This window comes from Bradyrhizobium sp. WSM1253, from assembly GCF_000244935.1.
Taxonomy (GTDB): Bacteria; Pseudomonadota; Alphaproteobacteria; order Rhizobiales; family Xanthobacteraceae; genus Bradyrhizobium; species Bradyrhizobium canariense.
This window is the reverse complement of the sequence record NZ_JH600073.1, coordinates 3414012-3426915: the sequence shown is the minus strand read 5'-3', so window position 1 is coordinate 3426915 and position 12904 is coordinate 3414012. Positions and strand designations below refer to the sequence as shown.

Below are 12904 nucleotides of genomic sequence, written 5' to 3'. Positions count from 1 at the left end.
ACTAGAACACCGTGCCGTCGCTGATCACCTTGAGCGGCGGCGAACCGTCGGGCCGGCGCGCGAAGGCGATGGCGCGGCCCGCGGCCCAGGTGCCGCCTTCCAGAATGCTGGCGAGCGGCAATGTCTCAGGCGTGCGGCCGAGTTTTGCGCGGACCAGTTCGGCCAGGCGATCGAGCAGCGCCACGGTCAGCGCGCGCCACTCGACGACAAGCAGGGAGTCCACCGCATGCGCACGTTCGGCGTCGGCGGCGTCGCGCAGGCGCAGCACCTCGTGATCGACGAACAGGCCGCCATTGCGATACTCGGCAAGCCCGGTCAGGCCGTCGATGTCGGTCACGTCAATTCCGGCGCGCTGGAGCGGTTCGATCAGCGAATAGCTCAGCCATTGCGACAGCTTGTGCAGGGGCACGAGGCCCGAGGTCGCATCGCTGGCCTTGATCGCCGGATGGCGCCAGCAATCGCCGAGCGGAATTCCGGCAAGCTCCAGTCGAGACGGCCAGATCGGTCCGAGCTGGTTCAGCACTGCGGATAGGATCGCGGGCGCGGGAACCGCGCCGCCATTCGCCTGTGCCGCGATGTGATCGAACAGGCCGCCCGGCCGCGGCGTGTCGTGCGAGCCGAACACGTCGGCGCGCTCCGCCACCAGCTTGCCCAAGCGCCGCAGCAGATCGGTCCGCCCCTCGAGCCCGAGCAGCGGATTGGTGTCGCTCACTTGAAACGCCGAGCTGAGCGCGGCGAGCGGCAGTTGCGCGAGCACGTCGGCATCGGCCCTGAAGGGCGCGCGGGCATCGCGGGAGAAAAGACCGCTCGCATACATGTCGAGACTTGCAATCGCGAGTCCCTCCGACCGGCCGATCTCTTGTCGCGTCACAGCGTCGCGGTATCGCCACGCCGCACCCGCGCCGGCATCGAGCAGCACGCTGACGATGGCAAGGTCGAACTCCGCGCGCGCCCGCGCCGCGCGATCGGGCCACGACGCCGCGTCTGCAAGCCGCGCCCAACGGTCGACGCCGCCAAGCACAAAATGGCGCCACCGCGCATGGAACGGAATCTCCAGCGTCGGATAGGCCTTTCGCGTCACCGCGAGCACGGCATCAGCAACGCCGTCCATGCGATCGAGATCAACAGTGAAATGGGTGAGTCCGCCGGCAAGGCCGATGTCAAGTATCTCCCCGGCACGCGCGCGAACCGCTGCTGCGCTGAGCAGCGAACGGGCCTGCAATTCCAAAGCGTCTGCCATCAATCGATCAGTATTTTTCCAGCGAACGCCCGACAACGCCGTCGACGTCCTTCTCCGGCGCGATGTCGGTGGAGTAATAGCCGGCGGCCTTCTTCGCGGCGATCTCGACATAGGCGTCGGCGGGAATGAGCTCGGGCGGGATCGGCACGCGCTCGACGATGTCGATGCCCTGCGATGTCAGCGCGTCGTGCTTCATGTCGCTCATCGAGAGGAAGCGGTCGATGCGCTTCAGGCCGAGCCAGTGGATGGTATCGGGCATCAATTGTTGGAAGCGGGCATCCTGGACGCCGGCGACGCATTCGGTGCGCTCGAAATAGGCGGCGGCCGCATCGCCGTCCTCCTGGCGCTTGCGCGCATTGTAGACCAGGAATTTCGTGACCTCGCCGAGCGCGCGGCCTTCCTTGCGGTTGTAGATCACGAGCCCGAGCCCGCCCTCCTGCGCGCCGCGCGCGGATTCCTCGATGCCGTGGATGAGGTAGGGACGGCAGGTGCAGATGTCGGAGCCGAACACGTCGGAGCCGTTGCACTCGTCATGCACCCGGCAGGTGATCTTGGTGCGATGGTCCGGCAGCTTTGTCACATCGCCGAACATGTACACTGTGGTGCCCCCGATCGGCGGCAAGAACACCTTCATGTCCGGCCGGGTCACCAGCTCGGGGAACATGCCGGCGGTCTGCTCGAACAGCGTGCGCCGCAGCTCGGTCTCGTTGGTCGCAAAGCGTTCCGCAAGGCCCGGCAGATACCAGACCGGATCGATCGCGATCTTCACCACCGACACACTGCCATTGGCATGCACGACGTCGCCGTCGGCGCGCAGGCGCTTGGCGGCGAGCGCCTCGCGGATCTCCGGCAGGTCGAGCCGCGCGCGCGTTACCGCGATGCTCGGCCTGATGTCGATGCCCTCAGCAATGTCCTTGCCGAAATTCTCGGCGACGAGATGCCCCCAGGGATCGAGCGCGACGATTTTTGCGGGATCGCGCCATTGCTCGAACGGCCCGATGGTCGCGGCCGGAAAGGTGTTGGTGAGATCGGGCCTGCGAATCGGATCGAGCGCGCCGGCGGACACCGCGAGCGCGCGGTACATCGCATAGGAGCCGCCATGGCTGCCGATCACGTTGCGATCGGCGGCGCGCGATACCGTGCCGATGATCGGCCCGCGGATACGCGCGTCGGCTGCGCCCCAGTGGATCGGGAAGGCGGCTGTCCTGCCCGGCTCCGGATGGGAGGTGAGGCGGATGTGGTCGGTACGGTTCGCGCGGCTCATGACCAAACTCCCAAAAAGCCAACGGCCCGCCGCTCGGACGGGCCTGGCTCTGCGGCGTTGCCGATGCGGTCACCGGCGACGCAATCCAACATATTGTAGCGGCCAGCCACGACAGACAAGTTAATCGTGCTGCGCAGGGCAGGCGGCTTGCGGCCAAATCCCCATCATCACCGAGCCAGCAGGGGCTGCGTGAGAGCCACGCTACCGCACGGGCCGACCCCGGTGAGATCGCTGTAAGCCGATGAAGTAATTATCTTTTTCGTGCTTTCAAGGGGGCGTGCACGGATGGTGCGGCGGGCGTCGAGTTTCCGGACAAAACGTGTCATCAAACCAAACCTACAGATCGCCTTTGCCTCTGCCTTGGAGACCGCCATGCCCGCCGCCGCCTACATCGACCCTCGCAACGGAAAGCTCTATCCGCTGGACCAGCCGCGCTGGTGTTCGGACGAGCGCACGCCGCTGCTGGTGACGCCGGGGACGGGGATCTCGCGCGAGGACATTGACAGCCGGGCGCGCTCACTCTGGCGCTACCGGGCGGCGCTCCCGGTCGAGATCAAAACTCCGATCACGCTCGGCGAAGGCTGCACACCACTGGTGCAGCAGGCCTGGGGCGAACTGCGCCCGTTCTTCAAGCTCGAATGGTTCAACCCGACCGGCAGCTTCAAGGACCGCGGCTCCGCCGTGATGCTGTCCTTTCTTCGGCAGATTGGCGTCGACGCCATTCTGGAGGACTCGTCCGGCAATGGCGGCTCGTCGATGGCGGGGTTAGGTGCCGCCGGCGGCATGCGCGTGAAGATTCTCGCGCCTGCATCGACGTCACCGGCCAAGATCGCGCAGGTCCGCGCTTATGGCGCGGCGGTGCAGCTCGTCGAGGGCCCGCGCGAGGAATCGGAGGCCGAGGCCATCCAGCAGTCGAGCCAAACCTTCTATGCCAGCCACAATTGGCAGCCGTTCTTTCTCGAAGGCACCAAGTCGCTCGCCTACGAGATCTGGGAAGATCTCGGCTTTCGCGCCCCCGACAACGTCATCGTTCCCGTCGGCGCCGGCAGCAGCCTTTTGGGTTGCGCCTTTGGTTTCCGCGAGTTGCTCAAGGCGGGCCAGATCGCCAGGCTGCCGCGCCTGTTCGCGGCGCAGCCGCTCAATTGCTCGCCGATCGATGCAAGCTTCAAGGCCGGCGTCGACACCCCTGTCGCGCGTGAGGTCAGCAAGACCATCGCCGAAGGTACCGCGATCAAGCATCCGCTGCGCCTGCGCGAGATCATCGCCGTGTTGCGCGAGAGCGGCGGCGGCACCGTAGCGCTCACCGAGGACGAGATCGTCGCCGCGCTGCGGCGTCTTGCGCGGCAGGGCCTGTTCGCCGAGCCGACCAGCGCCAGCGCTGCCGCCGCGCTGGACAAACTATCCGTCGCCGGTGCCATCAAGGCGAACGAGACCACGGTCGCGGTCCTCACCGGCACCGGCCTCAAGGCCGCGACCATCGTTGCCGATCTTGTGCAATAAGGCGGTCTCTTCCGTTCTCCCCTTGCGGGAGAAGGTGGCGCGAAGCGCCGGATGAGGGGTTGCTTCTGCGGATTCGAAAGCCAAAGGTTCGCGCGTGGAGAGAGACCCCTCACCCGTCTCGCCGCTTCGCATCGAGCCACCCTCTCCCGCAAGGGGAGAGGGAAAGCGTCGCCTCATTCCTTCAGATCGTTGACACGCCTCACCCACACGCGCACATCGGCGAGCACGTCGGGCAGCGCCGCCTTGACCTCCTGTACGGTCATGCCGGCCTTGATGCGGGGATCGTAGAGCAGGTTGAGGATGTACTGGTCGTAGACGTCGAAATAGCCCATCGAGACGTTGTCGTTGAACATGGTCCAGGGCACGCTCGCGGTGTCGTTGATCGGGCCGAGCGATTGCAGCAGCTCCTCATAGGCGCAGTCGAGGAAGGTGAAATCGCCGTTGTCGACCGTGAGAATGACGTCGGAATGCTCGATCTCGAAATTGTCGTTCTTGCGGAAGCCGGACAGGCATTGCGGATCGAGCGAGGTGCGGATCTCGCGGGCCTTCTCCGCACCGTAGAAGCTCGAGATGGTGCGGAACAGATCGCGGTCGCGCACGAGCTTCACCCGCACATTCGCCGCCTCGCTGCTGTCGATCATGGCGATGTCGAGATGCTGCACGTGCTTGCCGATGTCGGCCACGACTTTTGCGAGCTGCGCCTTGCGGTCGGCGCGGTCGCTCTCGGCGAACACGCGCACCGGCCCGTCAAACTTGCGGATGCGGTCGACACGACCGGCAAGGTGATATTCGGCGCCGAACGCCGTCTTCAGAAAGCCATCGACGATCTCGCCGTCGGTAAAGCTCTTCTTCTCGGCGCGCTGACGCGAGACGATCGCGGGCAATTCCCCCGCGACGGCGATGGTAGCGGTGTCAGGGGCAAACGCGACGGTGGCGAGCGCCAGCAGGGCGATGCGAAAGCCGGACGAAGGCGGGGCTAATGCGCTCATTGCCAAGCGACGCTGCCGTATTCGCGTCGCGCGCACAAGACCGCATATCCACGCGCCCGTCGGTTCCTGCTAGTTGTTCAGCACGACCACGGTGGTGCCGACTCCGACGCGGCCGTAGAGGTCGGTGACGTCGTCGTTGGTCATGCGGAAGCAGCCCGAGGACACCGCCTGGCCGATCGTCTCCGGCTCGTTGGAGCCGTGGATGCGGTAGAGCGTCGAGCCCAGATACATTGCGCGCGCGCCGAGCGGATTCTCGACACCGCCCTTCATGTGGCGCGGCAGGTCCGGCCGGCGGGCCAGCATCTGCGACGGCGGCGTCCAGTCCGGCCATTCCTTCTTGGCGGTGATCCTGTGCACGCCGCCCCAGCGGAAGCCGTCGCGGCCGACGCCGATGCCGTAGCGCAGGGCCTGGCCGTTCTGGAGCACCAGATAGAGCCGGCGCTCCGAGGTGTTCACCACGATCGTGCCGGGGGCGTAATTGCCGTTGTACATGACGGTGGTGCGGGGGACCGGGCTCGAGCCGCCGCGGAAGAAATTCGGGCCGCCGCCCATGATGTCGCGCGAGTCGAACTCCTCGGCGAAGGCGCCGCCGGCGGTGGCCGACAGCAGTGCGATGGCGGCAATCGGCGCGGCAAAATACCGGATCATTGTTCCCCCAGCAAAAAATCGATTCAACTGAAGTTACAGGCCATATTTGCGGGCTTTCCGCAAGCCACGGCCCCGTGAGGGAGGCATCCTTAATGAAGGAAGTTACCAAATCGGCAACCGCGCCAGTTGGAAGAAAACGTTAGTCAAACCGGCGCATCGCTGCGCGGGGCAGGGCGGCGATGCCGGCTATTGCTTTGACGAGACGAGCGAACAATGATTGATCGGACGGATTGTTGGAACATTGCCGGTTGCGGGAGCTGATGGATGAACGGTGCGGAAAGTCTGGTGCGGACGATGGTCAAGGGCGGGGTCGACGTCTGCTTCTCCAACCCCGGCACCTCCGAGATGCATTTTGTCGCAGCGCTCGACCGCGTGCCCGGCATGCGTTGCGTGCTCGGCCTGTTCGAAGGCGTGGTGACCGGCGCCGCCGACGGCTATTTCCGCATGAAGGGCACGCCGGCCTCGACGCTGCTGCATCTCGGTCCCGGCCTCGCCAACGGCCTTGCCAATCTGCATAACGCCAAGAAGGCGAATTCCGGCATCGTCAACATCGTCGGCCAGCATGCCGTCTACCACATCGGCTACAACGCGCCGCTGACCTCCGACATCGAGGGCCTGGCCCGGCCGATGTCGTCCTGGGTCCGCACCTCGCCGGACTCCAAATCGGTCGCCGCCGACGGCGCCGCGGCGATCGCCGCCGCCAAGAGCGCGCCGCCGCAGATCGCGACCCTGATCCTGCCCGCCGACACCGCCTGGAACGAAGCGGATGGCATCGCGGAGGTTCCGGCCGAGCAGCAGCGCGCGAGCTATTCGCCGCAGGCGGTCGAGCAGGCCGCAAAAATCCTGCACGGCGACGGCGAGGGCACGCTGCTGCTGATGACCGGCAGTGCGCTGAGCGAGCAGGGCCTGGCGCTGGCCGAGCGCATCGCCGCCAGGACCGGCTGCACCGTGATGGGCCCGACCTTCCGTCCGAGAATGGCGCGCGGCCGCGGCCGCTTCTCGATCGATCGCATCCACTACGTGATCGACAACGCGCTGCAGATGCTGGCGAGGTTCCGTCACATCGTGCTGGTCGAGTCCGACGATCCCGTGGCGTTCTTCGCCTATCCGAACAAGCCGAGCATCCTCAAGCCCGAGGGCTGCGACGTGCATCGCATGACCTCCTGGGGTGAGAATTCGGTCGCAGCGCTGGAAGCGCTCGCCGGCGCGGTGAAGGCCAGCGCGAAGGACGTCAAGCCGCAGGCTTCGGCCGAACTGCTCAAGCCGACCGGCGCACTGACCCACGCCTCGATCGCCCAGTCGATCGCCTATGCGATTCCCGAGAACGCAATCCTGGTCGACGAATCCCTCACCACCGGCCGCGCCTTCTTCCCGCCGACGGCGGCGGCTGCTCCGCACGACTGGCTCCAGAACATGGGCGGCTCGATCGGCTTCTCGACGCCGCTCTCGATCGGTGCCGCGATCGCCTGCCCGGACCGCAAGGTGATCTGCATGGTCGGCGACGGCAGCGCGATGTACACGATCCAGTCGCTGTGGACGCAGGCGCGCGAAAACCTCAACATCGTCACCATCGTGTTCGCCAACCGCATCTACCAGATCCTGCGCGGCGAGTTCGACAATGTCGGCGCCGGCGAGCCCGGCCAGCGCGCCAACGACATGCTTCGCCTCGACCGGCCGACGCTGGATTTCGTGGCGCTGGCCAAGGGCATGGGCGTGCCCGGCCGCGCCGTCACCAACGCGGACGAGTTCAACAAGGCGCTGGCCGAAGCCGTCGCCGAGCCCGGGCCGCGGCTAATCGAAGTCCAGATGTAGGTCTGGTCGATCGCGCCGCGAATTCCGGCCTCATCCTGAGGAGCCCGCGTACGCGGGCGTCTCGAAGGATGGTGACAGGCGGGATACGGGCCTTCATGGTTCGAGACGCGCGTTCCGCGCTCCTCACCATGAGGGTCCGGTGACGGCGCATCGGAATGCGGGTGATGAGCCGGGGGCAAGATGCAGACCGAGCTGAACAAGGTGATAGCGGCGCTCCGGGACTTCTACGCCCACGAAGCATTCCTGTTCGAGAAGGACATAGGGGAGCGTGCCATCACGCACCGCTTCGCCGTGCATCTGGAGAAGCAATTCTCCGGCTGGTCGGTCGACTGCAACTACGACCGGCTCGGCGAGCGTACGCTGCATCTGCCGCACGGCACCATCGTCTCGACCGACGATCATCTGGGCAAGTCGATCTACCCTGACGTCGTGGTGCATCAGCGCGAGATCCCGAACAACCTACTCACCGTGGAGATCCGCAAGGCGAGCAATCACACCGCGCTCGACCACGACCAGCACAAGCTGATGGCGCTGACCGATGCGCATGTCTGGTTCGCCTATTGGATCGGCGTGCTGCTGGTGCTGGACAAGCACCATGTGACGATCTCGGAGGTCTATGTCGGCGGCGTCCTCGATCAGCCGCTGTCGCGCTGGTTCGCGACGCGGCTGGAGGAGGTTGGCCTCGGGACGGCGCGGTAAGGCTCGTGCCGAGATTGTCGCCTTCAATTCGGCTATTGGGTCGGGTCATAACCCAAGCGCGATCTCGGCCCATTTCAGCATGCGGTCGCTATTGAGGAATGACAGCACCGCCGGCTCCAGTGACGCGGTCGCGCCCGGTGCGAGCAAGGCCGTCGCGGCGACCATGTCGCAGCGTTGATTGAAGGCGAGTGAGAGCGCGGCCTTGGGGGTCCCCTCGACGCGATAGGCCCTGCTGCGGCCGCGCATCGGACCGACGACGATCTCTCGGCCGGCAGCCGTCGGCGTTGCCTTCCCAATCAGCGCCAGGTCGCCCATCTGTTCGAGGTCGCCGTCGTCGGCAACGCCGGTGGCGCAATTGCAAAAGCCGAGCTTGGGGCGAACGTAGAGCAGGACCTCGCCGCCGCAATCTTCGGCCTTGCAGCGAAACGCCTTTCCTTTCCCCCAGGGATCCGCGCCGAAAGGCCAGTCGATTTCCGTCCACACCGGGCGGACCTCGCCGGAGGCCGCTGTTGCGCGTGCCGGTTCGCCGGATCGCGATATCCAGAGCGCTGCGGCTGCGCAGAGCAGCGCAGTGGCTGCGCTGATTGCAACGAATTTGCTTGTCAGGCGCATGGAAGCTGACGCGGCACCTTTGCTAATTCTGAGCCATCAACTTTCGAGCGGCCGCGAGGTCTTCTCGCGACGAGTCGCCATTTCTCGCCGTTTCGACGATCTTCGCGTAGTACTGGCGGGCCTTCACAGTATCCCCCGCTTTCTCGGCCGCGTGAGCGGCGCCGATCGTCGCGCCAAAGCGGTTCGGCTCCTTGCGCATGGTGCTTTCGAACGCGACCAATGCCTCCGTCGCCATGCCGCGTTCGAGCAGCATGGTCCCGTAAAGCTCGCGTGCGGGGGCGAGCGGACCCGGCGTCACGATGGATTTTTCGGTCTTGTCTTCGGCATCGGCGGCAAGGCGCATCGCTTCCAACGCATCCGCCTGTTTCCCCAAGGCGTTGAGCTGCCAGGCTGTAGCGACCTGCCGCTGAATGTCCACGATTTCGGCCCAATAGGCGTCCTTGTCCTGCTGCAGCTTGTCCCGCAACTCCGCCAGCTTGGCGATGTCCGCCGCTGCAGCGTCTGCATTGCCGGAGCGCGCGGCGCCAAGGGCGCGAGCGAAATAGGTGATCGCATCGACATAGGCAAACCGGCTCGGCTCGACTTTCAGCGCGGCAGCGCCCTGCCAATCACCGCGTTCGACCATATAGCGCGCCTGGCTGGCCGCTATCGCGTAGGGTCCGGCGCGGACAGCCGGCGCATAGCCCGTGGTCGCAATCATATCCGCGATGACCTCGCTGGCTCGGCTGTCCTGCGCAAGCTGGAGCAGGGCGTAGACCATATAGTCGTCGGCATGCAGCTGCTCGCTCGGGTCCTTGCCCTCCTTGGCAGCCTTGGCGGAACGGCTATTGGCGTCGATGGATTCGTTCCAGTAGCCGACGCGCGTGAAAATGTGCGACGGCATATGCAAGGCGTGCGGTGCCGCCGGCGCGATCTCGGAATAACGCTTGGCAGCGTCGAGTCCTTGCTCTGCGATCGCCGGATAGTCATAGAGATGGATCAGGTAATGTGCGACGCCGGGATGCCGCGGCTGGCGCTTGAAGATCGGCTCCAGGATAGCAGCGCCCTTGAGCTGGTTGGCATAGGTCTTGTCGTTTGGCGACGCCGTGACGTTCAGCGTGATGGCGTAGGCGATCTGTGCCTCGTCATCATCGGGATAGCGCGCGGCGACGGCTTCGGTTGCCTTGAGATAGGACTGCGCGCGCTGGCCAAACGTCGTCTTTTCGTCGCCCGAATAGAAGGCCCACAGCGCGTCGATATAGTCACGTTCGCGTTCGCTCTTAACGCCGAGTGCCTTGGCCTTCTGCAGCGCGGCGAGACCTGCGGTGAGGTTTTCCTTCGGCGCGGCAAAATGCGGATTGTACAGCAGGCTCAGGGCAATGCCCCAATAGGCGATCGCGCATTCCGGATCGGCCTGCAGCGTCTCCTCGAAAATTTCCTTTGCGGGCCGGTACCAGAACGAGTGCTGATAACGCATCCCGCGATCGAAGCGGCGCTGCGCCACCTCGTTGCAGGAGGTCTGGAAGTGCACCTTGCCAAATTGCTCATCGGTCCCGTCCTCCGCGCGTGCGGCAGGCGTGCCGGAAATCGAGCCTAGGGCAGCGAGGGCGAGAAGTGAGACGGTTCTCAAGGCGAGCGCGCGCATCGGCCCCTCCGTTTTCTGTTCAGAATAAATCTGGTCAGATGGCGCCGATAAAACCGAGGGCGCCGAAGTTCGTATTGCTGAGATTGGCAATGGCAATTGTTGCTAAAGGATTTCTCCATTCGAGATGCGAGTCAACAGGAAGCGGACAGATTTGCGTTAGGGAAGCACGCCTGCCAGGATCCATCCGCCCGCCCGTCGAGGCGAGTGGGCCACAAGGCCGCTCGCACGACGAGCGGCCTTGCATCATCGTCCGTCACCCGCTCAATGCAGCGGATCGCCCTGGCCGAGCGCGTAGGCGACGAGGTCCTTCAACGCGAAGCCGGAGCCGGTCACCGGCGTCCATTGCGGGTCGAGCGACAGCACGGAGGAATTGTCTCCGAACATCATGCCGAGGAAGACCTCGGCGACGATGCGACCGCCGACCGGTCCGAGCTGCGGTGTCCTGACCGTGGCGGGCCCGCCGGTAGCGGGGATCGCCATGTCCGTCGCGTTTTGCCGCGCCTCGGCCAGGATGTAAGCCCACAGCGGGCAGTTGCCGGCGAACACGCCGTTCGCGATGCTCGCGATCTTGACTTGCGGATCGCCCGTCCCGGGCTCGTCGACGGCCTTGCCGATGATGATCTCGTCGTCGGTCAGCGGCGTCAGGTTCATCGCCCTGGCGACGGCCTGGCCCGACGGCAGTCCGAGCCGCCAGCTGCGCTCGAGATTGCGCAGCGCCAGCGACGCCGGATTGGAGGCGACTTCCGGGGGCAGCTTGCGCAGCGGGTCCACCAGCGAGGCATCGATGCGATAGGCGAACTGCAGACGCCTCTTGTTGTCGGGATTGGTGTCGTCGTCCTCGATGCCGTAGGGGCGCGTGTCGAGATCGATGAAGCGGCCCCAATCCATGGCGCGTCCCGGTCCCATCGCACGGAAGCCGGTCAGTGCGTTTTGGTCGGGATTGTTGGGGTCGGGGAAGATCTGCAGCAGCATGTTGGCCGCGTCGTTCAGCCGGTAGCCGGGGCGGATCATGGAGTGCCCGAGCCGGTAGGCCGCGACCGAGAACTCGACCGGCATGAACGGATAGGTCTTCCAATGGTAGTAAGCGAGCTTGCTGCGGTCGTAGTGACCCGCGGTCTTCAGCTCGTCCAGCACGCTGGCGTGGACGATGCGCGGCAGGAAGTCGTTCAGCACGACATACTGATAGTGGAATCGAACGCGCTGCTGCACGTCTTCGAACGACAGGCTGTCATTGTCGTCGACCATGCGGTTGTGAAAGCGCAGCATCAAGGCCTGGAATTGCGAGACGATGCTGTTCTCGTCGTTGCGGGGATCGCCGATCAGCGCGCGGCCCTTGAAGCGCGGCAGGTCGACGGCATCGGGCACGCCCGCGCCGGTGACCTTCTCGCCGAGCCGGAATTTGATGCCGTCATACATGTAGGGCTGGTCGTTCGGACCGCGGCCGTAGACATTGTCCATGTCGAGCGACGGCGTGCGGAAGTCGACGAGCCCGTCGGGATCCTGCTGCTTGGTCAGAGAGCTGACCGGATCGAAAGTGATGTCGTGATCGACGAACTGGCCGAAATAAGTGTAGAGCGAAGGAATGCCGCTCTCTTCCGCGTCCGGCCCGTCCTTCGGCCCGTCGAAGCCGGCGATCATCTTGTCGGCGAGCGCCGACAGGTTTGCGATCGTGCCGGAATCGTTCGGGCCGAATTTGGCCGGTGCGAGCTTGCGGAACATGCGGCCGAAGCGGCCTTGCGAAAGCGGCGAACGCGTTGCGTTCAGACCGCGCGGAACAATTGCGTGGCGGCTGCTCATTGAAACACCTTCCTGAAAACGAATGAAACAGATCGGGCTAAAGTTTCTCGCGCTGGGGTTTGCAGCCTAGGCGCGATCACGCCTGCCACGAGCGAGATGGATCACAATTGCCCGGCATCGAAATTTTCGGAAGGTGCGCCTTGCCCGCAAGCCGCGGCTGCGCATCGTGAATTTCTCCGTGGCGATGACGGATAACATTCTCGTCATCGACGGACGCAGGCGGCTTCGCACCGTTTCAATTCGCCGGGGCGTCGGCGAAGCGGATCGGCTTCACGTAGAAATTGTGGCGGCGCGCGCGTCATGCGCGCACGCCGCCAATTCGTCAGTAGTCGCGCTGCTGCGAGAACGCGTAGCGCGGGTTGATGCCGCAATAAGACGATGTGCCGGAGGCGGTGGCGAGGCACTGCTGATAGCTGGCGAACTGGCAATTGCCGGGGTAACCCCACGAGCGGCCCTGGATGCAATATCGATCGTTCGCAGGATGTGCCTGGGCGGCCGGGGATGCTACGGCGAGCAGGGCCGCGAGCGATGCGAGAGTGAGGATGGTGCGACGCATGTCAGTCTCCTTCGAGAGCGAGTGGGTGGGAATGTCAGCGAGCCTGGCTCGTCTGTTGCGCAGTCATGCCTGTGTTGGTGTCGCCAGAATGCCTTGCGTTCGCGACAAGGCACATCATGACGCAGCCTGCCGCCGGCAATGTGATCTCGGCCACAGTTCACGG

11 protein-coding genes are annotated in these 12904 nt (G+C 65.1%); 3 read left to right on the top strand and 8 right to left on the bottom strand.

Annotation, left to right across the window (positions count from 1 at the left end):
- Position 1: 1 nt before the first annotated feature.
- Both BRA1253DRAFT_RS17615 and BRA1253DRAFT_RS17610 read right to left on the bottom strand, forming a co-directional pair.
- Positions 2 to 1240 (bottom strand): URC4/urg3 family protein, encoded by a 1239-nt coding sequence (locus BRA1253DRAFT_RS17615; protein WP_007596480.1) that lies wholly within the window; start codon positions 1238 to 1240, stop codon positions 2 to 4.
- Between the two features lie 7 nt (positions 1241 to 1247).
- The gene (locus tag BRA1253DRAFT_RS17610; protein WP_007596478.1) at positions 1248 to 2504 is read right to left on the bottom strand and encodes a GTP cyclohydrolase II; all 1257 of its coding nucleotides are present in this window, start codon (positions 2502 to 2504) and stop codon (positions 1248 to 1250) included.
- Between the two features lie 372 nt (positions 2505 to 2876).
- On the opposite strand from BRA1253DRAFT_RS17610, the gene BRA1253DRAFT_RS17600 reads away from it, so the two are divergent.
- On the top strand, positions 2877 to 4004 hold the full coding sequence (locus BRA1253DRAFT_RS17600) for a threonine synthase (protein WP_035993571.1): 1128 nt from the start codon (positions 2877 to 2879) through the stop codon (positions 4002 to 4004).
- Positions 4005 to 4177: 173 nt separating this feature from the next.
- Here the strand turns inward: BRA1253DRAFT_RS17600 and BRA1253DRAFT_RS17595 are convergent, their stop codons facing one another.
- Both BRA1253DRAFT_RS17595 and BRA1253DRAFT_RS17590 read right to left on the bottom strand, forming a co-directional pair.
- On the bottom strand, positions 4178 to 4993 hold the full coding sequence (locus BRA1253DRAFT_RS17595) for a DUF2927 domain-containing protein (protein WP_007596475.1): 816 nt from the start codon (positions 4991 to 4993) through the stop codon (positions 4178 to 4180).
- A gap of 69 nt (positions 4994 to 5062) precedes the next feature.
- Positions 5063 to 5641, bottom strand: coding sequence for a L,D-transpeptidase (locus tag BRA1253DRAFT_RS17590; protein ID WP_007596474.1), 579 nt, complete (start codon positions 5639 to 5641; stop codon positions 5063 to 5065).
- Positions 5642 to 5905: 264 nt separating this feature from the next.
- Between BRA1253DRAFT_RS17590 and BRA1253DRAFT_RS17585 the strand changes: the two genes are divergently transcribed.
- Entirely contained in the window at positions 5906 to 7453 is a 1548-nt protein-coding gene (locus BRA1253DRAFT_RS17585; protein WP_007596473.1) for an acetolactate synthase large subunit, read from the top strand.
- 180 nt (positions 7454 to 7633) lie between these two features.
- The gene (locus BRA1253DRAFT_RS17580) at positions 7634 to 8152 is read left to right on the top strand and encodes a hypothetical protein (protein ID WP_007596472.1); all 519 of its coding nucleotides are present in this window, start codon (positions 7634 to 7636) and stop codon (positions 8150 to 8152) included.
- A gap of 45 nt (positions 8153 to 8197) precedes the next feature.
- On the opposite strand, the gene BRA1253DRAFT_RS17575 is transcribed toward BRA1253DRAFT_RS17580, so the two are convergent.
- The 4 genes from BRA1253DRAFT_RS17575 to BRA1253DRAFT_RS17560 form a co-directional block, all read right to left on the bottom strand.
- Positions 8198 to 8764 carry a hypothetical protein gene (locus tag BRA1253DRAFT_RS17575; RefSeq protein WP_007596470.1) on the bottom strand — a complete coding sequence of 189 codons (567 nt, stop codon included), beginning with the start codon at positions 8762 to 8764 and terminating at the stop codon, positions 8198 to 8200.
- A 22-nt stretch (positions 8765 to 8786) separates the two neighbouring features.
- Positions 8787 to 10388, bottom strand: a complete 1602-nt coding sequence (locus tag BRA1253DRAFT_RS17570) for a hypothetical protein (RefSeq protein ID WP_007596468.1) — start codon at positions 10386 to 10388, stop codon at positions 8787 to 8789.
- Positions 10389 to 10649: 261 nt separating this feature from the next.
- Positions 10650 to 12185 carry a heme peroxidase family protein gene (locus BRA1253DRAFT_RS17565; protein ID WP_007596466.1) on the bottom strand — a complete coding sequence of 512 codons (1536 nt, stop codon included), beginning with the start codon at positions 12183 to 12185 and terminating at the stop codon, positions 10650 to 10652.
- 322 nt (positions 12186 to 12507) lie between these two features.
- Positions 12508 to 12741 carry a DUF3551 domain-containing protein gene (locus BRA1253DRAFT_RS17560; RefSeq protein WP_007596464.1) on the bottom strand — a complete coding sequence of 78 codons (234 nt, stop codon included), beginning with the start codon at positions 12739 to 12741 and terminating at the stop codon, positions 12508 to 12510.
- Positions 12742 to 12904 lie beyond the last annotated feature (163 nt).